The 22,063-nt window shown below is 42.3% G+C and carries 25 protein-coding genes; 10 read left to right on the top strand and 15 right to left on the bottom strand.

Annotated elements, in window-relative coordinates:
• Positions 1-136 precede the first annotated feature (136 nt).
• A complete protein-coding gene (locus NZ896_03095) occupies positions 137-1,345 on the top strand; it encodes an ATP-binding protein (GenBank protein ID MCS7116437.1) in 1,209 nt (402 codons plus the stop codon).
• Between the two features lie 18 nt (positions 1,346-1,363).
• Here the strand turns inward: NZ896_03095 and aspS are convergent, their stop codons facing one another.
• From aspS to albA, 3 genes are all read right to left on the bottom strand, one after another.
• On the bottom strand, positions 1,364-2,683 hold the full coding sequence (aspS, locus tag NZ896_03090) for an aspartate--tRNA(Asn) ligase (protein MCS7116436.1): 1,320 nt from the start codon (positions 2,681-2,683) through the stop codon (positions 1,364-1,366).
• Complete coding sequence (locus tag NZ896_03085; GenBank protein ID MCS7116435.1) at positions 2,661-3,170, bottom strand: hypothetical protein; 510 nt, start codon at positions 3,168-3,170, stop codon at positions 2,661-2,663. Before NZ896_03085 ends, aspS begins: the two co-directional genes overlap by 23 nt.
• An 87-nt stretch (positions 3,171-3,257) precedes the next feature.
• The gene (gene albA / locus NZ896_03080; GenBank protein ID MCS7116434.1) at positions 3,258-3,584 is read right to left on the bottom strand and encodes a DNA-binding protein Alba; all 327 of its coding nucleotides are present in this window, start codon (positions 3,582-3,584) and stop codon (positions 3,258-3,260) included.
• Positions 3,585-3,730: 146 nt separating this feature from the next.
• Here albA and NZ896_03075 point away from each other — a divergent pair, with 146 nt between their 5' ends.
• The 3 genes from NZ896_03075 (at position 3,731) to NZ896_03065 (ending at position 5,089) form a co-directional block, all read left to right on the top strand.
• Positions 3,731-3,898 (top strand): 50S ribosomal protein L40e, encoded by a 168-nt coding sequence (locus tag NZ896_03075; GenBank protein MCS7116433.1) that lies wholly within the window; start codon positions 3,731-3,733, stop codon positions 3,896-3,898.
• A 227-nt stretch (positions 3,899-4,125) separates the two neighbouring features.
• Positions 4,126-4,587 carry a cyclic pyranopterin monophosphate synthase MoaC gene (gene moaC, locus NZ896_03070; GenBank protein ID MCS7116432.1) on the top strand — a complete coding sequence of 154 codons (462 nt, stop codon included), beginning with the start codon at positions 4,126-4,128 and terminating at the stop codon, positions 4,585-4,587.
• A complete protein-coding gene (locus NZ896_03065; protein MCS7116431.1) occupies positions 4,565-5,089 on the top strand; it encodes a MogA/MoaB family molybdenum cofactor biosynthesis protein in 525 nt (174 codons plus the stop codon). The genes moaC and NZ896_03065 overlap by 23 nt, the downstream gene beginning before the upstream one ends.
• Before the next feature lie 379 nt (positions 5,090-5,468).
• Here the strand turns inward: NZ896_03065 and NZ896_03060 are convergent, their stop codons facing one another.
• The 10 genes from NZ896_03060 to NZ896_03015 form a co-directional block, all read right to left on the bottom strand.
• Positions 5,469-6,797 carry an alkaline phosphatase family protein gene (locus NZ896_03060; GenBank protein ID MCS7116430.1) on the bottom strand — a complete coding sequence of 443 codons (1,329 nt, stop codon included), beginning with the start codon at positions 6,795-6,797 and terminating at the stop codon, positions 5,469-5,471.
• The gene (locus tag NZ896_03055) at positions 6,794-8,515 is read right to left on the bottom strand and encodes a glutamate--tRNA ligase (protein MCS7116429.1); all 1,722 of its coding nucleotides are present in this window, start codon (positions 8,513-8,515) and stop codon (positions 6,794-6,796) included. The genes NZ896_03060 and NZ896_03055 overlap by 4 nt, the downstream gene beginning before the upstream one ends.
• 65 nt (positions 8,516-8,580) lie before the next feature.
• Positions 8,581-9,618 (bottom strand): polyprenyl synthetase family protein, encoded by a 1,038-nt coding sequence (locus NZ896_03050; protein ID MCS7116428.1) that lies wholly within the window; start codon positions 9,616-9,618, stop codon positions 8,581-8,583.
• Between the two features lie 28 nt (positions 9,619-9,646).
• Positions 9,647-10,705: a type 2 isopentenyl-diphosphate Delta-isomerase gene (gene fni / locus NZ896_03045; GenBank protein ID MCS7116427.1), complete on the bottom strand. Its 1,059-nt coding sequence runs from the start codon at positions 10,703-10,705 to the stop codon at positions 9,647-9,649.
• A complete protein-coding gene (locus NZ896_03040; GenBank protein MCS7116426.1) occupies positions 10,692-11,474 on the bottom strand; it encodes an isopentenyl phosphate kinase in 783 nt (260 codons plus the stop codon). The genes fni and NZ896_03040 overlap by 14 nt, the downstream gene beginning before the upstream one ends.
• Positions 11,456-12,406 (bottom strand): mevalonate kinase, encoded by a 951-nt coding sequence (gene mvk, locus NZ896_03035; GenBank protein MCS7116425.1) that lies wholly within the window; start codon positions 12,404-12,406, stop codon positions 11,456-11,458. The genes NZ896_03040 and mvk overlap by 19 nt, the downstream gene beginning before the upstream one ends.
• An 18-nt stretch (positions 12,407-12,424) precedes the next feature.
• A complete protein-coding gene (locus tag NZ896_03030; protein ID MCS7116424.1) occupies positions 12,425-13,264 on the bottom strand; it encodes an MEMO1 family protein in 840 nt (279 codons plus the stop codon).
• Between the two features lie 241 nt (positions 13,265-13,505).
• Complete coding sequence (rpsB, locus tag NZ896_03025) at positions 13,506-14,180, bottom strand: 30S ribosomal protein S2 (GenBank protein MCS7116423.1); 675 nt, start codon at positions 14,178-14,180, stop codon at positions 13,506-13,508.
• 1 nt (position 14,181) lies between these two features.
• Positions 14,182-15,468 (bottom strand): enolase, encoded by a 1,287-nt coding sequence (locus NZ896_03020; GenBank protein ID MCS7116422.1) that lies wholly within the window; start codon positions 15,466-15,468, stop codon positions 14,182-14,184.
• Positions 15,469-15,493: 25 nt separating this feature from the next.
• Positions 15,494-15,727: a DNA-directed RNA polymerase subunit N gene (locus NZ896_03015; protein ID MCS7116421.1), complete on the bottom strand. Its 234-nt coding sequence runs from the start codon at positions 15,725-15,727 to the stop codon at positions 15,494-15,496.
• A 78-nt stretch (positions 15,728-15,805) separates the two neighbouring features.
• Here NZ896_03015 and NZ896_03010 point away from each other — a divergent pair, with 78 nt between their 5' ends.
• The 3 genes from NZ896_03010 (at position 15,806) to NZ896_03000 (ending at position 18,109) form a co-directional block, all read left to right on the top strand.
• Positions 15,806-16,546 (top strand): alpha/beta fold hydrolase, encoded by a 741-nt coding sequence (locus NZ896_03010; GenBank protein ID MCS7116420.1) that lies wholly within the window; start codon positions 15,806-15,808, stop codon positions 16,544-16,546.
• 67 nt (positions 16,547-16,613) lie between these two features.
• Positions 16,614-17,396: a proteasome assembly chaperone family protein gene (locus NZ896_03005; protein ID MCS7116419.1), complete on the top strand. Its 783-nt coding sequence runs from the start codon at positions 16,614-16,616 to the stop codon at positions 17,394-17,396.
• A gap of 14 nt (positions 17,397-17,410) precedes the next feature.
• Positions 17,411-18,109 carry a PAC2 family protein gene (locus NZ896_03000; protein MCS7116418.1) on the top strand — a complete coding sequence of 233 codons (699 nt, stop codon included), beginning with the start codon at positions 17,411-17,413 and terminating at the stop codon, positions 18,107-18,109.
• A 143-nt stretch (positions 18,110-18,252) separates the two neighbouring features.
• Here the strand turns inward: NZ896_03000 and NZ896_02995 are convergent, their stop codons facing one another.
• The gene (locus NZ896_02995; GenBank protein ID MCS7116417.1) at positions 18,253-19,896 is read right to left on the bottom strand and encodes a thiamine pyrophosphate-binding protein; all 1,644 of its coding nucleotides are present in this window, start codon (positions 19,894-19,896) and stop codon (positions 18,253-18,255) included.
• 375 nt (positions 19,897-20,271) lie between these two features.
• Here NZ896_02995 and NZ896_02990 point away from each other — a divergent pair, with 375 nt between their 5' ends.
• Genes NZ896_02990 through NZ896_02980 form a run of 3 tightly spaced genes read left to right on the top strand, consistent with a single transcriptional unit; the run spans position 20,272 to position 21,659 of the window.
• A complete protein-coding gene (locus NZ896_02990; GenBank protein MCS7116416.1) occupies positions 20,272-20,736 on the top strand; it encodes a 30S ribosomal protein S13 in 465 nt (154 codons plus the stop codon).
• Between the two features lie 9 nt (positions 20,737-20,745).
• Positions 20,746-21,261 carry a 30S ribosomal protein S4 gene (locus NZ896_02985; GenBank protein ID MCS7116415.1) on the top strand — a complete coding sequence of 172 codons (516 nt, stop codon included), beginning with the start codon at positions 20,746-20,748 and terminating at the stop codon, positions 21,259-21,261.
• Positions 21,258-21,659 carry a 30S ribosomal protein S11 gene (locus tag NZ896_02980; protein ID MCS7116414.1) on the top strand — a complete coding sequence of 134 codons (402 nt, stop codon included), beginning with the start codon at positions 21,258-21,260 and terminating at the stop codon, positions 21,657-21,659. The genes NZ896_02985 and NZ896_02980 overlap by 4 nt, the downstream gene beginning before the upstream one ends.
• Positions 21,660-21,666: 7 nt before the next feature.
• Here the strand turns inward: NZ896_02980 and NZ896_02975 are convergent.
• Positions 21,667-22,063 (bottom strand): hypothetical protein (locus NZ896_02975; protein ID MCS7116413.1); only part of this gene is annotated, 397 nt, incomplete at its 5' end.

Here is a 22,063-nt window from a genome sequence, read left to right as displayed (position 1 = left end):
CTCCTCCTCGATTTAGTGAAGAAAAGGGGGAGAATACGATACCAACTCTTGATCCCTTTATTCATGAAAAGATCACATTGCGAAATATATCGTGTGATAAATCGATAGCCGAGGCTTTATGTGAGGGTGTATGAGTATGGATGCAGCAAAAGAGTTAGAGAATGCGGCAAGTAGGTATGCGGCAGAAGCGATCAGACTGGATTCACAAGGGGCCCGTGGAATGGCTATCGAAATGTATCAACGGGCGATCGCAACACTCATTAAACTTGCTAAACTATACCCTGATTATAACCTCAATAAATTGTACATGGAAAGGGCTTTAGCCTATCAACAGAGGATTAAGGCCCTTCAAATGGCCCATGGTATCAACATCCAAGAGAAGAATCAGGGGGTGATAAGTGAAAATAGCCATACTGCTGATGGTCATATTAGTAATAGCCCCAAGATGGTTCAATCGCTCAAAGCTTCCTTCTCAGATCTTGTATTAGAGGAGAAGCCCAATGTAAAATGGGAGGATGTTGTAGATCTTGAGGATGCTAAGAGGGCCATTCAAGAATCTATCATATTCCCGACACAACGCCCAGACCTATTCCCATTAGGCTTCCCAAGAGGCATATTGCTATATGGCCCACCGGGTTGTGGGAAGACGATGTTGGCAGCAGCCACCGCGGCCGAGATTAAAGGCCGTTTCATAACTGTCGATGCTGCCTCGATCATGAGTAAGTGGTTAGGGGAGGCTGAAAAGAATGTCGCCCAGCTCTTCGAATATGCGAGGAATATAGTCCTCAATGAAGGTGTTCCGGTGATAATCTTTATCGACGAATTGGATTCGTTACTCGGTTCGAGGAATCAGGAAGTGGGTGGCGAAGTTCGTGTAAGGAACCAATTCCTCAAAGAGATGGATGGGATCTTGGATAAAGGTAAGAAATGCCTTCACCTATATGTGATAGGTGCTACGAATAAACCTTGGTGTCTAGATTGGCCATTCTTACGCCGTTTTCAAAGGAGAATCTACGTACCATTACCAGATCTAAAATCAAGAATCGAGTTATTTAATCTCTACACAGCACCGTTGAAGTTAAGTGAAAATGTCAAGGTGGAGGAGCTCGCGAGGTTAACTGAGGGGTACAGTTGTAGTGATATTCGAGATATCTGCCAATCTGTACAGATTAGGGTCGTGGCGGAGTTGTTCGAAAGTGGTGTAGCGTTGGATAAGACTTCAAAGCCTCGTGAGATTACGATGAATGACTTTAAAGAAGTCTTAAAATCGAGAAAACCGAGCATTTCAAAGGATATGATCAGAGCATATATGGCATGGTCTGAGAATTTTAAAGCATTAGTGTAAGTTGTAAGTTAGTGAAATTTACGGTGTAAGTCTGAACTGATCTCTAGGATAGAGTACAACCTCTCTAATATTCTTCCTTCCTGTCAAAACCATCATCAATCTATCCAACCCCATGCCCCAACCTGAGTGAAATGGCATCCCCCAATCGAAAACCTTCAGATGTGAGGAGAAACTTTCGGGGTCTAGATTCGATTCGATGAGCCTCTCCTTCAACTCTTCCTTCTTCCAGACCCTCATACCTCCCGATGCTATCTCTAAATATCCATACTGTAGATCGAAGGAGTGTGTGAATTCTGGATTATCTTCCTTTACTTTAATATAAAATGGCTTTAACTTTTTGGGCCATTCTGTTATAAAGTAAAATTTGTTACGTTTCTTTCCCAATATGCGGAGAAGGCTATCCGTCAAATCGTCTCCAACCTTAACATCCACACCTTCTCCACGGAGTTCTTCAATAGCTTGAGAGTACGTGATCCTTTCAAAAGGTTTGGTAACCTTTGGAAGGTTGTAATTCAAAATCTCCAATTCCCTTTTACACTGTTCAGATACATCTTTGAATACATTGATGATCACATCTTCAGCAATATCCATCACATCTTCTTCATCACAATAGGCCGCTTCTATATCGATACTGATAAACTCGTTAAGGTGCTTACGGGTATGAGACTTTTCAGCCCTAAAGAAATTGGATATCTCGAATACACGCTCGAGAGATAATGTCAATTGCTCTTTGTACAGTTGTGGACTCTGTGCCAGATAAGCGGGCCTTCCAAAGTAATCGAGGGAGAATAGATTCGCACCCCCTTCGGCTGCTTGGCCGATGATTCTTGATGTATTGACTTCGATGAAACCTTTCTCTATGAATGTCTTTCTGATCGATTGAAGGGCATGGTGGCGAATCTTAAAGATAGCCATGGTACTTGGGTTACGAAGGTCTAAAGCCCTCGCATCCAATCTTATATCGAGCGAGGCTTTAACCCTGCCAGTAGGGTCTATAGGTAGTGGGTGTGCAGCCTCTGCCAAAACCTCTATCTTATCCCCTTCAACTTCAACCTCAAAATCCTTCGCTTTACTCTCTTTAACAACCCCTTCAACCATTATTACACTTTGCCTAGGTATCTTCTTTACCAATTCGAAGACCTCTATAGATGTTTTACTCTTACTAAAGACGGTCTGCGCCTTCCCCATCACATCTCGAATGGTTAAGAAGGTAATGCCTCCTAAAGCCCTTGAATCCTCGATCCAACCGATCAGCTTCACTCTAGCGCCTAACAGACTCTTATTCAACTGTGAAGTGTAGTGTGTCCTCCTTACTTTATCCCCTTTCGAATTCGACAAGTAATTCGATCCCCCTCACTTCTTTTGCGATCTTTATCACCTTCTCTATATCTATCGGGAACTTTTTGGTCTTTCTACCGGGAATTATCACCTTTGTAAGTTTGCTTCCATCCGGGAGCCATACGACATTCACCGTCAGAATTCTAATTGGATAAAATAGATCTTCGAGCATAACTCGATCTGTACTCTCTCCCTCTAAAAACCATAACTTCTCGCCCAACTCCTCTTCTAACTTCTTCTGCAGAGTGGGATCTTTACGTATAAATGCCAAGTTCCCCGCACCCAGGATCAACACAAGGTCGCTATTTACATTTAGAGCCCTTAGAAGTGTAATCCTATTCAATTCTGGGTATTTGCCTGCCAATTTGACGAGCTTTATCGATGCATCGACATCGGCCTTGGTAATGTGCCCTCCTTTTAACTTCACTTCACACTTTGGACATAGGATTCCTACCTTTGCATCGAATAAGCATATTGGTAACTTCAAAATCAATAGTATGTGTAAAATCAAATGGTAAATAAAGATATATGAAGTTTAATGAGGTTTTAGAAAAAAAGTGGGGTGTGGCTTCTGTTACTTGCTGAGTTGAATCTCCATCGAACTGACGTTGCTGATGGTGCCTGTCTGCTCGTTCTTTATCTGCTCTGTGTCGATGCTGATCTTTTTCACCTTTACATCGGTTAAGAAGCGCTTGGTGACGATCTGTACAACATCTACAGCTTTGCTGATCGCCCGTCCTCTTGCTTTCACGATTACTTCGTTCGAACCGTCTTGGAAGAGAGTCAGGCAGGCCAACACATAATTCATTACAGGTTTCTTACCCACTAGTACAACGTTCGTCGCTGCCATCCGACCACCTGCTCTATTGAAAAAGCCTTCATCAACCTTCCTTAAATACATTACGGAACAGTCCTTAAAGTTCTTCGAAATTTCAAAATTAATTTCGAAGGAATATGGTAAGAAATAAGAAAAATATAAAAGATGATATAGAAGAAAGATTTAATCGGTCGAATCTTAAAGAGTTATGGTGAGGGTGGTGCCGGGCTTTGCCAATTACAGATGTTGCTAAGAAGCAGTTAGCCCAGAGGAGAAAGTTATTCTTCAAAATCTGCCTCAAGTGTGGTGCTAAGAATGCCATCAGTGCTGATAGATGTAGGAAATGTAGATCGGGAGATCTTAGGTTGAAGAATAGAGTATTGAGTGCGAAGAAGTAAGCGGAATCATTACATACATTATTGAAATTGAGAGTAGCCCTCCATCGATCGATATTAACAGTATAATAGAAATTCAAGGGTTGATATACACATCTTATTCCAAGATCGATTCTTGAAGTTTAGAAGTTCCATTAAGATGGAATAAGAAGCTTTTCGAATTGTTGCTATAAATCTGACGACATAGATAAAAGTGAGGGATTTGCTTATGCATGTGTAGAGGGTTTGGAATGAAGGTAAAGATGGTCGATATTTCAAAGAAGGAATCGGTCTATAGAGAAGCGATAGCGATGGGTCGAATCCATCTGAAACCCAAAACTATAGAGTTGATTAAAGAAGGTAAAGTAGAGAAGGGAGACCCTATTCAAATCGCTACACTGGCTGGGATTCAGGGTGCAAAACTCACACCCTTACTCATGCCACTCTGCCATCCTATTCGTATAGATAATGTCGATATCGAATCCGAGATCGATGAGTCGAGCATCACCATCACTGCAAAAGTCCGTTCTACAGAGAAGACTGGTGTCGAGATGGAAGCTTTAACAGCCGTTGTGACAGCTCTACTCAACATATGGGATGTGGTAAAGATGTACGAGAAGGATGAGAATGGGCAGTATCCAACAACATTCATCGAGAGTGTAAAGGTGGTGAAGAAGGTGAAAGAGGGCTATGGAGGTTGTGAAGAAGCATAGAGAGGAGGCACGTGGACCGGTGAAGGTCTCTGTAATCACCGTCAGCACATCACGTTATCAAAGGATCTTGAAGGGTGAAAGTGTAACGGATGAGTCTGGCGATAAAGCTGTCGAGATGATCAAGAAAGGAGGACATATCGTAGTCTCAAAGAAGATCGTGGATGATGATTCGGAAATGATCAGGCGCGAGCTTTTGAAGAGTATCAAAGAAGAGGGGGTAGATGTAGTTATAGTGATCGGTGGTACTGGAATCTCTCCTCGTGATGTGACTATAGAGGCTGTTCAACCCCTCTTCGATAAGGTTCTGGAAGGTTTCGGAGAGATCTTTCGAATGGTCAGTTACCAGAAGATCGGAGCGTCGGCGATCTTATCGAGAGCGATCGCGGGCACTATCGATAAGAGATTGGTCTTCTGCATACCCGGCTCACCGTACGCTGTGGCTACAGCATTAAATATAATTCTCGAGGAGCTCAGTCACGCGGTATATATCGCAAGGGGTTAAACGATCATCAAATGAAGCCTTGGTTCATACAACTAGGTAAAGATGATCGGTTGAATGGTAAAAAAGGAACGGTTGAAGAGATAAGGTAGATCATCAAAGTGCAATGCACAATGAGAGGCTCACAAAAATTAGATGAGCTCCCTATAACTACAGCAATTATAGATTCTTCTTAATCTTAGATCCGTAGTGATGGGGAGGATGTTAAGGTTTAAGGTAGTAGCATTAAAATTAAAATCGATAATCTACACACTTCATATCTTAATTAAAGATATAGAGATACCCATAAATGACATCGAAAGTAAGTTCGTAAGTTCGATCTGGCTAATTGAATCTCCATGATGATCTTCGAATCGCAACCACACTCTTTTTAGGCAAAAAGCTATCTGCCAGCCAATCGGGTACAGATAAATGTTACCAAGGCTTCTTCTGGAGATAGACCTCCATGGGCACCCTTCAAAGTGTATTCTTCGTGCCCCTTGTACGGATACACGAACGCGTGATCGTCTCGAGAGATTAGGGTGAGATCGCCTATACGTTCCTTAAAATCTGGCCTATATTGGTTTGAGCCGAAGAACCCTTTACGCATAAGCCATTTGGAATCGAAGAGATCGACCTTTCCTTTAAGCTTCTTCTGAATATAATCCTTTACCCATTCGATTTTTCCACTTTCAGAAAAGAGGTAAGAAGCCCTCGAATCGCCTGTAGGTGGGATCCTCAAATTCTTCATCAACTTCGGATGCTTCGATACCATGGTAACGGATCTTTGTGATATCGCTGCTTGGCCATGGTCTCCAGTTATTATGAGAGCGGTTCTCCTCGCAACCTTCGGATTGAGCTTCTCCAGAAGTTCACTCTTTAAAGTATTGAAGAAGGTCTTTAACTCACCCCTCGCTTCCTCCGTTTCTGGGCCATATATGTGCGAGATCGTATCGTAGGCTTCCCAGTAGGCGAATATACAAGTATCTTTATTCGGCCTCCCTTCCAACAACTTCCTTAGTGTAATGAAGAAGTCTGAATAATTTACAAATCCACATACTTCAGCACCGGCATGAAGCATCTTCGATAGAGCGGTATTTGTGAGGTGGTTGCGGATCAGTATGTAAGACTGGACCTCTTCGTTGCTGAGTTTTTCATAAATCGTTGAGACGCCTAAAAACTTCCTCAGATCGATCCCCCAATCTAACATGATATCCCTTCGATGATCTACAGCGGGTGCGAAGGAGATCATATTGGCTACTAAACCCAGCACCTTCACATACATTGTGTAGCCGATTATACCATGCTCTTGAGGTGTTAAGCCCGTGCTGAGCGATGTGAGGCCTGTACTCGTAGTGGATGGGAATGTAGATGTTATCGGTAAGAAGACTCCACGATTTATAAGCTCTCTAACCACCGACCTCTCATCATATGTTATATAATCCAAAAGTTGAAGGTAACCTAACGAGTCAATGACTATGAGTACCAGCTTCCTTACCCCTTCGATATGCTCTTTTATAACATCTGCTGGTTGTAGAGGGGGTCTTTTGCTATTGATATTGATACCGAATGTAAGCATAATGGTATTGGGTATGTTACAGATAGAGTAAGTATCGTAGAGAGGCGTAATATAATCCTTCAAAATACTGCTCTTCTGAATGTGCTCTTTGATCGATTCAGCAAAAGAGAGCGCTTTATCCAATCTATCGCTCACACCAAGCAAACTATTCATTTATGTGTCAAGATAGCGATGCTAGGCGCATCGATTCTACAAAAGCCGAAGCGTACGAATTGGATCATTTCACCAACCTTCAAACCACTACACGCTTCTTCGGCAAAGCCACGCTCTACCTTCAAGCTCTCTTCGTTGAATCGATCTCCAATGTAAAGAGGGCCGGGGATTAGAACTGTAAATTCTATATACCGTTCTGTAACCCACTGTACCTTTGGAATGCCCTCTATAATCTCACTACCAGCAAAGGAGCCGATTACCGAATCTTCACCCTTCTCTATCAATTTTACATTATAAAGATCCATAAGTCTTACCCTATCTCCAACCTTCAGATTCTTCAAATCGTCTCGAGAAATGTAGAAGTGATCCTTTGCTTCGATTTCACGGTAACCTAAATCGAGATTTGGATGGTGCTTCAATCTTACTTTCAAATGGGGTGCGTCTTGAACTTCCAACATTACTGGATTCGGTACGAAGAAGTACCTTTTAGCGATCGGGTCTAAGAGTTTTCTGTTGAAGCTTTCCAATATATCCCAACTGGGCTTCGACTCCACCTTCGATACACCCAGACTTAAGATAAATTCTCTAATCGCTTCTGGTAGTATGCCCCTCCTTCGAAGCCCTACCAACGTGGGCATTCGTGGATCGTCCCACCCACTCACCAACCGATTATCCACTAAAGGCTTCAAGAACCTTTTAGCAACAGGCGTACCTTCCAACTCCAATCTGGAGAATTCGATCAACAACGGTTGCCTTAGATTGAGCAATCTTAACAACAGATAGTAGAGCTCATCCCTTAATTCATACTCCTTCGTCCTCATCGCATGAGTTACACCATCCAAACTATCCTCGATCGCCACAGCAAAGTCGTAAGTCGGCCATACACGATACCTATCCTTTTTAAGGGGGTGCTCGGCTTCCACGATTCGGAAGAGTGTTGGGTCACGCAGAGCAGTATTTACATGCTTCATATCGACCTTTAACCTCAGTATCGCTTCATTCTGCTTAAATGTGGAGAACATTCGATTCCAAAGTTCGAGATTCTTCTCAATCGCTCTCTCTCTACATGCACATTCACGCCCTTCTGCACGATTTCTCTTTATCACGATAGGTTCACAGGTGCATACGTAACAATGGCCGGCTTTGATCAGACGTTCCGCATATTCGTAGAAGAGCTCGATATCATCGGATGTATTCTTTATTATATCGGGTTTTATGCCCAACCATTTTAAACCATCTAAGATCGCATCATAATACTCCAACTTCTCTTTAGCTGGATTTGTATCATCAAACCTTAAGATGAACTTGCCATCGTACATACGTGCGTAGGTTTCATCGATGATCGCAGCCTTCGCATGCCCGATGTGTGGATAACCGTTCGGTTCGGGTGGGAAGCGCGTTACCACCTCTCCCTTCTTCGCTTGAGGGAGTGGTGGGAGTATTCTACCTTCGAATTTAACACGGGTCTCTTTCAAAAGAAGTTCTGGATATTCACTATTCAAGATGTTGAATTGTTCTTCAACACTCATTCGATTGACTTCAGCTACAACCTCTTTGACCAATTCAATCAAAGTTTTAACCATCTGCTTAAGTTGAGGATCCTCTCCCAATACCTTGCTAATCACAGCGGAAGTATCTGCCTTACCTTCATGCTTATATGCATTAAGGAGGGCGTGCTTACGAATTATAGCTCTTAAATTGGGTGGAATCTCTGACATCTTACTCATGTACTATATGTCTTTAGGAAGGTTAAGAATATAAGGATAAAGATTCTACCATGATTCTACCATTGTCTCATAATCATAAATTTGATAATTTCTCTTAAAGTCTGTTTTGCATTCACTTCTGGAAGATCGCCAAAGATACTATCAAAATATCTCATAGCCTCCGATGCGAAATCCATAGACTTCTTTCTTGCGTACTCTATCACACCTAAAGACTTCATCAATCTATAAATCTCAAAGACCTCAGAATCCTTCTTCTCCCACCTCTTCTTACTCATAATCTTCAATACCCGCTCCCTTTCATCACTATTACATACCTTGAGTAAGTGTATCACCATCAGGGTCCTCTTACTTTCCCAAATATCGCCGAACGTTTCCTTCCCATACTTATCTACATCAGACTCTAAGTTGAGTATATCATCGGTAATCTGGAACGCTATGCCGAGACTTCTACCGAAGGGGATCAGTTCATCCAACTTTTCACTCGGAGCGTTCGCGATGATCGCGCCCAATCTACAGGGGGTTATACATGTATACCATGATGTCTTCTTCTCACATAACCTATAGTAATCTTCTTCTGTCAAATCCCATCTATTGTTGGCGATCCACATCAACTCTATATGCTGACCTTCCGTAGTTTCATTCACCATACGGCTAAACTCAGAGATGATGTTACAAACCTTTCGATCATCAAAGATCTCCCTATTCTTCAGCAGACATTCCCACATCCTTCCATGCAGAGCATCACCTACATTTAACGCTAGAGGTATACCATACTTCTTATGGAGTGTTGGCGCTCCCCTCCTCATATCCGAATCGTCTTCGATATCATCATGAATTAAGATCCAATTTTGAAAGAGCTCGATTGCAGCGGCAGTGATCAACGCTGACCTAGGATCACCACCAAAGGCTTCGCAGACGATCATACATAGAGACGATCTTAAACCCTTTGCCCTTCTCGAAGGGTAATCTCTCATCATTTCGTATAAATACTTAACCTCAGGGATTTTATGCTCCCTGGGTAAAAATTGGAATATGAAATTATCTACAACCTTTTTATTCTCTTCTAAAATCGTCATCAACCTATCGTAACTCATATCGACCACCACATCTTGTAATCCTTCATCATATCTTCACCCATTCACTTAAAGGGCTTGTAATTACGTACCTTACATTCCTCAATGCCTTTAAATCACGTGCACCTACTAAGTACATCGCCACCTTTAGTTCTAAAATGGTATTCTGGATAAAATCGATAAGATCGTCGAGAGACTTTACCGCATACCTTAACATAGGTAATGCCATACCACATAGATCTGCACCTAAGACGATACACTTCACGATATCTAAACCATTCCTCAGACCACCTGAGGCTATGAGGGGTAGCTTGACCGCCCTCCTCACCTCAATGAGGCTTGCAGCTGTAGGTATGCCCCAGTCCCAGTAAAGAAGGCCGAGCCTCGACTTCACTTTATTATCTTCAGCCTCACTTCGAATCTGTTCGACACCTGCCCAACTCGTCCCGCCAACTCCCGCTATATTGATCGCCGAAACGCCCGCCAACTCTAACTTTATCGCCACCTCCTTCGATATACCAGCACCTACTTCTTTGACTATCACAGGGACTTTGAGTTGTGATGCAAGTTCATGGATCTTTTTCAACACACCTTTATATTGAGAAGTACCTTCAGGTTGAATCAGCTCTTGGAGTGGATTCAGATGTATTACAAAGGCATCAGCTTTGATCATATCGATCAACCTCTCCGCATCCTCCATCGTAAAGTTTTTAACCAGATCACCACCGCCGATATTCGCAGCTATAAATGCGTTTGGGGCATTTTTACGAGCGATGGCGTAGGTTTCAGCAACTTCAGGGGATTTAAGAACGGCCTTTTGACTCCCAACTACCATTCCTAACCCTAACTTTTCCGCAGCTAGGCTCAGTGTAGCATTGATCTTCAACGCCTCTTGTGTACCACCCGTTATCGCATCGATCAGGATAGGTGCGTTGAATTTATGATTTAAGAAGGTTGTAGATATATCGATTTCATCCATATCCAATTCTGGGAGTGCATTGTGGATTAGGTGAACATGTTCGAGGAGTGTAGTCTTGGTCTTAGCTTCAACATTATACTTTAACGGTATGTGGATATGGTCGAGCTTTCTCTCTTTAATACCTACCATGCCCTATCCCTTTGATAATTGTACCTATAAAAGACCCTCCCTTTAATGCTTTTGTGACATGATCGGCTTTTAAGCCATTTACAAAATACACATCTATACCTAAAGATGCGATCTTCATAGCTTCTGATAGCTTCAATTCTATCCCGCCCGTCACATCGAATAGTGGCTTCGATGAACTCAATTCTAAATCCTTACTTACATCGATCGTACGAATGAGCGTGCTGGGATCATCGAGCCTTCGATATATACCATCCACATCCATAGTAAAGATTACACGGGCTGGTTTTAACGATTCTGCCAACATTCTGACCAACGTATCGCCAGAAATTACTTGAAATTTACCATTTATGGTGATGATATCACCGAATGTTACAGGGGTTAGATCGATCTCGATCAAACCTTGTAAAAGATCTCTCTTCCTCTCATCTACCTTGCCACCATGTAAAAAGCTCATCGGTGGTAGTGAATAAGGGTGAAGGTTATGGGACTCTAAAGCCTCAAGAATGTACATATGGAGTTTGAGCATAGCCAATTTTGTCTTCGCTATACCTTCAGCAGAATAATGATCTAATCGAGTGGTGATGTTGTATTCTTTAGCGTAGTAATGGCCGAACGAACCCCCTCCATGAACGATTACACAATCGATACCCGATTTAGAGATCACATCGGAAAGGTTATGAATAGCTTCTATATTTGGGGTCAACGGCCGATCCTTAAATGTAATAACGGAGCCTCCGAGCTTGATGATCGTCAATCCTTCTCTGACCAAACCTTTACACCCCCTACAGGTATCTTACTAATAAAAGCGACCTTACCGAGATTTTTAAGGGAGTCTAGGATTTGTTGTGAATGATTGATCGGTGGTAGTGCGATCATGCAACCCCCTCCCCCTCCGCCCGTAACTTTAGCACCTAGCGCGCCAGCAGCCAACGAAGCCTCTACCATCTTATCGATTTCATCTATCGATATACCGAGCCAACTCAAAACTATATGGTGGAAGTTAAGGATCGAACCTAACGTTAATAAATCATTCTGCTTCATAAAGTTTGCAGCCAGCAGACTCAATCTTGATGAGGATTGTACAAGGCTATTGAATAGATGGGGTTTAGCAGCTTTCATCTCAGCAACCTTTTGTATCAGCCTTGAAGTCCTTCTACGCAATCCGCTGTAACCGATTACAAAATCGATGTTAGAGTTTAGATCTATAGACTTTACATCAGAATTCCTTTGGAATAAAATCACACCACCATAAACAGCTATATTAACATCTATACCGGATGGGTTTTTATGGATCATCTTCTCAGAGACCATTGCAAGGTCTACAATTTCTTTCGGAGTAAGATGGTGACCGAGAGCTTCAGATACGGCAGTTGCAGTTGCTACAGCTACCGAAGCTGAAGAGCCCAGACCCGACCCTACCGGTATATCGGAATCTATGATCAATGAAAGACCTCTTTTCTCATTAAGGTATCGTAACGTGGCATTTAAAACGTGAGCTATGGGCTTTAATGCGTTCGGTACTTTATTTGGTAGAGTAGCTGACAATCCTAAATTTTTTGAAAGGATATGAGTGGTATCGGAGACCTTCGCTTCAACTTTAACGAATCTATCGATCGCTGCAGCTAATGCGTATGCGCCATGGACTACGAAGTGCTCACCAGTTATAATGATCTTACCGGGGGCTTGGGCAACAAATTTCATCGAAAACACTCTTAAGAATCAAAGGATTATCGATGCATAGCCTACTACAGCACTGAAATCTCCTGTAATATCACCACTCGTAGCATACTTGAGTAAAGTACCTTTTGCTACATTTAATTTCTTTGCTACGGTCATCAGTACCGCGATGGGCCCGTGACCGCACGTAGAAATATCCATCTTGCGAATCACTGTATAAAAGCGATCCACATCTAGATCACAGATCGCTTTGATCGCTTCCGAATCTTTCTTAAATGCAGATTCTTGACTCTCATAATGGGTAAAATCGGATGATGCAATTAGAAGGGCATCCTTGCCTTTTATGACATCTGCTAAAGCTTCACCCACCTCTACCGAAGTTAATTTATCCTGTAATGCCATGCAGATGGGGAGGATCTTAAACCCCTTTGGGAATGTGTACTGAAGGAAGGGGATTTGGACTTCAATGGAGTGCTCATTTCTATGGGCCAATTCATCAAAGTCCACAATATCTGATGATTTGAGGAGTTGCTCAGCAGCATCCTTATCCACCTCCACTCTGCCCAATGGTGTTATCCATGCACCAGATGGATATACGGCTACACCACTTCCTAATCCCCAATGGTTCGGCCCAATGATTACGATGAGCCTCACATTCTTTAAGAATGAGATAGCGTAGTAGCCATGGGCGGCTACCGGTCCAGAATACATGTAGCCAGCATGAGGGGAGACCAGACCGATGACTTTACCCAGATCTCCAGTCGATGGAGGTTTCTTCCCAGGTCCGAGTCTATGAAGAAAACACTCTTCTATAGATTCTCTCAATGATGTAGGTTCTCCCGGATAGAATTGATCCGCTACAGCGGGATACCTTAAAGCCATAAGGCTATCATCAATCTTTAATATCCATGGCTATATTTTAGGATAACCTTTCTTCGATCAATAATAACAAAAATAAAAGGCGAACTCTCCAAAACTCTCCAATCTCTCCAATAAATAAGGTTTGTATCAATGAATAAAAGGATTTGATCTAAAGCCCCTCTCCATCATCAATACCTATAATTTTACTTTGATCGAACCCTTAATTCGATGAATATTTTGTTTTGTACACTTAATAGAAAGTTCACTCGGCTTCCTCTTCAACCAATTTTGTTTCGAAATCTTCGATAGTGTACTTCATAGGCTGCCCCGGTTGTAGAGCTCCAGAACGGGTGAGTACCGATCTCGCTAAGAGCCAGAAGACCGCTGCTAAGGCCTTTCTACCTCGATTATTTGCAGGAATAACCAAATCTACGTTAGATGTAACGTTATCAGTATCACAAATCGCGATTACTGGTATACCGATCTTCGTCGCTTCATCTACGGCCTGATAATCTATAGCAGGATCGGTGACGATCAATAATTCAGCATCTATGTGTCCCGGGTATAAAGGATTGGTGAATGTTCCGGGCATAAAGCGCCCCGTGATAGGTATTGCACCGGTAAGTTCACAGAACTTCTCTACAGGTGTTTTACCATACTCACGAGCAGAATAAACGACGACCTTGCTCAAATCGTAGCTACTGATAAATTTGCCCGCTATCTCGATTCGTGAGAGAGTCTTACCTATATCGATTATATGCAAACCATCCGATCTGGTACGGCTGATGAATGGTGCCATGAACTTTGTCTTGACCAAAGTCCCCACTCTAATACCAGTGGCTAGGAGTGCCTTTTCAGAAATCTCCGTAGTCGATAACTTCTCAGTACTCTTCTCCTCTTCTTCACTCATCCTATCTTCCCTATCATCCTCGGGCATATCATCTACCCCCTAAATCTACCATCTTACACTCCTTTAAAAATTCACTTATCCTTAAGAGTTCATTCAACTTCGCCACACGCTCCCCACCCATTATGCCAGTCTTTATCATCTTCGAACCCGTCGCTACCGCTATATGAGCGATGTGGCAATCTGATGTATCGCCAGATCGATGGGATGTTATTAAATTATACCCCAACCGATTGGCTGTATGGGCAAAGTTCATAGCATCACCAAGAGCACCAGCCTGATTCACCTTTAAGATGGCCCCATTACAAGCACCGACTTCACTCGCTTTGATGAGCCGTTTTACATTCGTGGCGAGAAGATCATCACCAACTACGAATACACCCTTCACCTTCTTTGTGAGTTCGGCAAATTCATTAAAAGAATTCTCATGTAAGGGATCTTCAACGTAGATTAGCTCGTACCTTTCGATCAATGAGATTATGTACTCTAACTGTTCCTCTGGTGACCTTTTCACACCACTTCTACGATACACGTAAAGATTCTCCTCTTCATCCCAAAGTGATGAAGATGCCACGTCGAGCCCTACTCTTATACTAAAACCGAACTTCTCACTCACCGATTTAGCGGATGAGTAAACGACCTCTAAAGCTTCTTCATCATCCATAAAGGGTGCCCATGCCCCTTCATCACCCCTTCCCCTGGTAAATGAAGTTACTTTACGCTCGAGTTGAACACCTACTTCTCGATGTACAGCAAAGTTCGCAGCAAGAGCCTGTCGAATATCTGGTGCACCTATCGGAACTACTAAAAACTCTTGCATATCTGGTGCACCCTTTCCCGCATGCTTCCCTCCTCCAATCACGTTGCCCAATGGATAGGGTATCTTCCAATCACCTTCTGGTTTGAGCAATTGGAATAATGGTATCCCTAAAGATTTGGATGCGGCATCTACGGAAGCGATCGTTATGGCATAGGCGGCAGAACCACCGATTCGGCTGTAATTCTCCGTACCATCGATCTCCCTTAAAATCTTCGTCAATGTGTTGTAATCTGATGCATCTAAACCTATGAGTTGAGGAGAATATTTATCGATCAATTCTACGGTAGCTTTAGCCCCGCCGGGTGCGAAAGCTACAGCTTCGTACTTACCGACACTCGCACCGGAGGGTGCTATCGCTCTACCCATAAAACCATTAACATAAACATCAACTTCTACACTCTCTTCTCCTCTACTATTGTAACATACACGGGCACGAATGGATTTAATCTTTGTAGAACTGGATGATCCTATCGATCTTACGTATGCCTCTTTATACAAACGATGATCACACTTTAACCTTCTCTCACATAGATTGTTTTAACTCTGCCTGTCTTCTAGCCAATGCCTCAAAGTAGGGTAATACTTGATCACTCACATCTACACTTGTAAGGAGCATCCTGCGACAACAGTACCTTTTTATCCCCAGATCGTCAAGGACTTTAGCAGCTTTCTCACCAGAGTTTACTCTCTTTCGAAACTCATCGAACTTATCCCCGATCAACGCTCCACATGTGAAGCATCTAATTGGGTATAGCATGTTCTTCACCTATAATGTTGAATCGTTAAGACCATCTGCATATATCTTTTTTACTTATTTATATATATTGATTGGGACATGGAGTCAGAAACGATCACCTTCTATTCTGAAGGCCAAAAGATTTATGGAAATCTGCACCTACCTTACAAAGGATCGCCCTGCATCATTACTCTACATGGCCTAGAAAGTAGTAAAGATTCGATCAAATGGTTGATGATCGCATCGAAGCTTTACGAAGAAGGTTATGCATGTTTAAGGTTTAACTTTCGAGGTTGTGGTGAAGGTGAAGAGAAGAGTGAAGGTATGTTCGAAGATGTCACTCTGAGTGCGAGAATCAATGATTACAGATCCGCTCTACAATTCCTTCAAAGTACGGGAAAGGTTGATATGAATAGGTTGGGTGTTATCGGATCGAGCTTTGGTGGAATGGTTGCAATCGCTGGTAAAGATCCAAGGGTAAAGGCTATCGTAACCCTTGGCACACCATACAAGATACCTCGGTTCGATCGACCGATGATCCCGAGAGAAGAAGGTGAATACTACATACTCCCTTCGGGTAGGAGGTTTAAAAGGACATTCTATGAAGATCTAAAGAAATACGATTTACTTAGAGATATAAAGGATGCACCTCCTATATTAATAATTCATGGAAGTTCGGACACGATAGTCCCTTTAGAGCATGCAAAAAGACTTTACGAAGCCGCATCATCGCCGAAGAGGTTTGAGATAATAGATGGTGCAGACCACGTATTTTCGAATAATGATCATCTAAAGCGAGTGATCGATCTGAGTTTAGAATGGTTTAAAAGATATTTATGATGTTGTGAGGAATTTTTATAAGTGAAGAAAGATTTAATTGGATCGATGACCTTTAAGTGGTGATCACATGGATTTTAAGATTTACAAAGAGCCTCAACTCAGAGACCCTTACATGGTTACGGGGCTACCGGGCATAGGTTACGTGGCAAAGATCTCAGCAGACTATTTAATAGAGGGGCTCAAGGCAGAACTCTTCGAAGAGCTTTACTCTCCAGCATTCCCGCCTTATGTGTTGATCGGAAAGGATGGTACGGTTGAGTTATTAAGAAATGAATTTTATTACTGGAAGAATGAAAGATCGAAGAATGACCTAATAATCTTCACAGGGAATGTACAAGCATTGACCCCCGAGGGGCAGTATGAGGTTGCGAAGGAAGTTTTGAATAGGGCTGAAAGATTTAAGGTCAAAAAACTCTTCACAATGGCAGCTTATGTCACTAATAAGCCAATTACAAAGCCGAAGGTATATGGAGCTGCCACTCATGTGGAATTGTTAGAGGAGCTTAAGAGGTATGGAGTTATCCAAATGGATGTTGGGGGCATCAGTGGTACAAATGGTTTGATATTCGGCCTCGCCAAGCTTAAAAATATTCCAGCGGTCTGCTTGTTAAGTGAAACTCCCGGTTATGTAACCCCATCGGGCCAGACGGTAATCGATCAGAGAGCGGCCCAATCTCTATTAGAGGTTCTTTGTAAAGTGTTGGAGATCGAGATCGATCTTAAACCTATGGAGGAGCGAGTGAAGTTTACTGAAGAGCTCATCCGACAACTCGAAGAGAAGGAGAAGTATTGGAGAGAAGTCATACGTAAAGCTACTACACCCACACCTCCAAAAGATATCTACTTCTGAAAGTCTGAAAGGTCATGACGTGGGTTAGGTACCTTGAGGAACCGATGGTTAAAGAGCCTATCGCTATCGTAGCCTCTCCAGGCTTAAGATCGGTCGGAAAGATCGCCTTGGAATTTTTAATCAAAAGGTTAAAACCGAGATTGATCGCCGAGCTGTATTCAGAACACTTCCCTGCTCAACATGAAACGATACCTTCTTACATAGCACATCCAGACTATCCTGGATTCGCTGGTGTCTTAATACATGAGAATCAGATCATAATACCAAAGATCGAGTTCTACTACTTAAAAGATCCAGAATTGCTATTGACCAAAGGTTACCATGCAAATTTTCAAGGCCAGTACGAGGTGGCGAAGAAAGTATTGGATGTGTATGAAAGGTTCAACGTTAAAAGGATGATAGTACTTGCTGGTTATGGTGTGGGGAGTAAAGATGTTTGCTGCGCCGCTACCGATTCAGAACTTATAGAAGAGATGAAAAAGTACGGTATTGAGACCGAGTATGAGGGTGAATTTTATGGCCTTTCGGCCCTCATCTTCGGTTTAGGAAGATTGAGAGGTATAAGAGGTGTATGTTTATTTGGTAGGACTCAACCGAACCTTGAAGATCCAGAGGATCCCGATCCAAAGGGGGCAAGGGCTATATTGGAAAGACTCAGCATTTTGTTAAATATTCCGATCGATAGCATAGAATTAAATGATAAAGTGATATAATGTAAGAGATTTATGACAACAATTCAGTCTTAATCTTAATTTTTGTTAATAATTTATTTTCACACTTTTACAGAGTTTATATAATCGATTCGGTCTCACAATATTTTTCCTCATGAACCTTTCTGTTTCTACCTAATGATTAATTAAGGTTTGTATTTATCAATAAAGGAAGATGGGCGAGAAGGAGCCTCTTCTTTATCTATGTGCACATCAATAACAGTCACTTTATCAGCTTTTAAAGCGATATCGAAAGCTTCTTTAAACTCATTAAGTGTTAAAGCAGTAACTCCAATCGCTCCGAAAGATTCAGCGAGCTTTTTAAAATCCGGATTTAGAAGATCGACCCCAATGTATCTCTCCTTGTAACAAGCTTTTTGAAAATGCCTAATCGCTCCGAACCCGCCATCGTTCAAGATCACGATTGTTATAGGGAGCTCTTCTTGTACCGCTGTAGCGATTTCGTTACAAGACATAATAAAGCCTCCATCGCCACATATAGATACAACTGGATTCTCTCTATTAGCAAGTTTTGCACCGATGGCTGCTGGGACGCTGAATCCCATGGTAGTATTGCCAGAAGGCTCAATAAAGGTTCTTGGTGTATACTTCTTAATTAGACGTTCAGCCCAGATGGCGTTATTCCCTGCATCACATACTACAACTGCATTTTTAGGTATGAGCTCTGAAAGGAGCATCATCATATGTTGTGGTTTAATCGAAGCCTTTTCGGAGCAGAGTTTCAACTCCTCATCGATACGATAACTCTTCTTTAAAGTAATGAGTCGATCTAACCACTCTCTTCTTGAGAAATGTACGCCTCTGCTTTTAAGTTCTTTGAGCAATCCCGATAAAAATTCTTTAACATCACTCACTATACCAACTTTTACTGGATAGTTCTTACCGATTTCGGTATAATCTATATCTACTTGGATAAGGTTTAAGGGGAGTTTTAAACTCCATGCTTTCGTAGATCTTTCGGAAAATCGGCAACCTAATGCTAACACTACATCGGCCTGCGGTAAGATGATATCATCATCTCGAAGGAGACCGAATGATAGAGGCGAATCTTCGGGAAATACTCCCTTTGCCATGATCGTCGTAATAACGGGTGCTTGTAAGAATTCTGAAAGTTCTAAGAGTTCAGAATGTGCTCCACCATTAACCACACCGCCCCCCGCTATTATTACTGGGCGAGATGCCGAAAGAAGTAGATTCGCCACTTCTTTTATTACCATAGGTTCTGCTGAAGGCTTCGTTTCACTTATCTTAAATGAAGATCTTAATTCTCCCTCTTGAAATAGAACGTCCAACGGTAGCTCAACGTAGACGGGGCGGGGCCTTCCCGAACGCATGATGAAAAAAGCTTTACTTAGAGATGTGGATAATTCTTCAAACGATCTAACCCTTACTGACCATTTAGTTATAGATTGAAACATTTGTAGTTGGTTGATTTCATGTAGCGCCCCTCTACCTACAGAGGTTGTATGAACACCACCGGCTAACACGAGTAACGGTGAAGAATCAAGATACGCTGTACTTACGGCAGTTAAAGCATTCGTAGCACCGGGGCCGGCTGCTAATAAACATACACCCGGATTTCCAGAAGCTCTAGCATAACCATCAGCCATAAAAGCGGCTCCCTGTTCGTGCCGTGTTGTAATAAGCCTTATTTCCTTGTGATCATAAAGTGCGTCGTATATCGGGAGGATGTGAACCCCTGGTATGCCAAACACTACACCCACGTTCTCTTCAACTAATTTATGAACTATGACTTCACTCCCTTTCATATCTACCAACCAAAATGTAGTTTTATATTATGCATAAACTTAACGGTAGAAATGATCGTCAGTTTGATCGAGGATTAATGAGAGATTTATCGATAATAAAAAAGAAGAGAGTTGAGTTTTTAAAACTTCTTATCTTTTTAACCCAAATACTAAGGTTGAATATTTAAAAGATGTAGAAGATGATAAAAATGTTCATAATCCTTCCACCATTCTTATTCACCATTTACTTTTACCTTAAGCGAAATTCTTAAACCGATAAGATCTTAAACCTTAAGAATACCTTGTTTTTACAATTGCCTCTTTGATCGTGTCACAATCAGGTTTTTGTTTGGAGTGATAACATTTATAGATCACCTTTTATTTCCATTGGACCAGATGTCATCAGAATTTAAGCACATAGTAAGGATAGCTGGAAAGGATCTTGATGGGACGAAGAAGGTAGTTGCAGCTCTGGCCGATATCAAAGGGGTGGGTCTAAATTTAGCCCATGCAATATTGAACGCTCTTAAAATCGATAGTAAGCTAAGGTTGGGCTCTTTAACCGAGGCCCAAGTTTCTGAAATCGAACAGAGTTTAAAGGACTTGAGAAAGATTGGCATCCCTAATTGGGCACTCAATAGAAGGAAGGATTTAGAAAGTGGAGGTGATTTCCATCTTATCGGATCGGATTTAGAACTTACGATAAGGAGCGATATTCAGAAAGAGATGAGTATAGGGAGTTGGCGTGGAGTGAGACATTCTCTTGGCTTAAAGGTGAGGGGCCAGAGGACGCGCACGACTGGGCGAAAAGGTGCTACCGTAGGTGTTAGGAAGCCGGGAAAAGCCTCTTCTACTAAGTAGGTTGAGAGTATGGGCGATCCGAAAAAACCACGGAAGAAGTATTCATCTCCAAGACACCCTTGGAGGAGTGATCAACTCTTAAGTGAGCTCAACCTTGTAGGTACCTATGGTTTAAGAAATAAAAGAGAGTTATGGAAGGCTAAGACCGAGTTATCAAGAATAAGACATCAAGCAAGGCTCCTCTTAGCAACTCCACCGAATGAACGTATTGTGAAGGAATCAAAATTGATGTCACGTTTAAGAAGATTGGGTTTAATCTCCTCATCTGCGACTCTAGATGACGTGTTAGGATTGACTGTAGAGGATATTCTTAATCGACGCCTTCAAACTATCGTTTGGAAGAAAGGTTTAGCAAAGACACCTTATCAGGCGAGACAGATGATCACCCACGGTCATATTATGGTGAATGATAGAGTCGTTACCATACCAAGTTACATGGTAAGTAGTGATGAGGAAGGTTCCGTAAGGATTAGAGAGGATAGCCCTCTCATCAAAGTTGTTCAATCCGGAGGTAAAGCTGCATGAGTGAAGATGTAACAAAAGAGAAATGGGGAATAGTACACATTTATAGCAGTTACAATAATACGATAGTCCATCTCACAGACCTTACCGGTGCGGAGACTATCGCATTCAGTTCGGGAGGTCAGCATGTAAAAGCTGACCGATTCGAATCATCACCCTATGCTGCGATGAAATCGGCAACGACTGTAGCAGAGATAGCTAAAGCGAAGGGGATCACAGCCATTCATATAAAGGTAAGGGCGGTAGGTGGTACAGGGCCTCGAACCCCTGGTCCGGGGGCACAGGCGGCGATCAGGGCACTCGCTAGAGCAGGGTTTAAGATCGGTAGGATAGAGGATGTTACACCTATACCTCACGATACAACACGAAAACCTGGTGGAAGAAGGGGTAGAAGGGCGTAAAGAGCTCTTAAGATTGTGCTAAGGTCTCTATAGCATCTACCTTTCCATCACCATCCAGATCAAAACCTCTTATAGCGATCGCCCATTCATCCTCACCATTATAATTCTTCAAAACTTCTTCATGAAAATTACATAGGGCGATGATGGCCGATTTTGTTCCTACATATCTGAGGCCTGCCAGCACGATGATGCTACTGCTCTGATCAAATGGATTTTTTATCTTCGCTATAATGCCATCACTATCCATATTGTATACATAACCTCTCTTTCTATCTTTAAGCCCTGCCCAGTAATTGTGTTCATCAAAATGGATCGGTAAGTAGCGATTTATGTCAGCTGTAATTAAATTCGTACCAGGCCCTCCGATGAGGATCATATTGTTCTTCTCTTCTTTCTCAGTCTTT

It is taken from the genome of Nitrososphaerales archaeon, assembly GCA_025058425.1.
Classification (GTDB): Archaea; Thermoproteota; Nitrososphaeria; order Nitrososphaerales; family JANXEG01; genus JANXEG01.
Note: the sequence above shows the minus strand (reverse complement) of the source record. Positions and strands in the feature narration are given on the sequence as shown.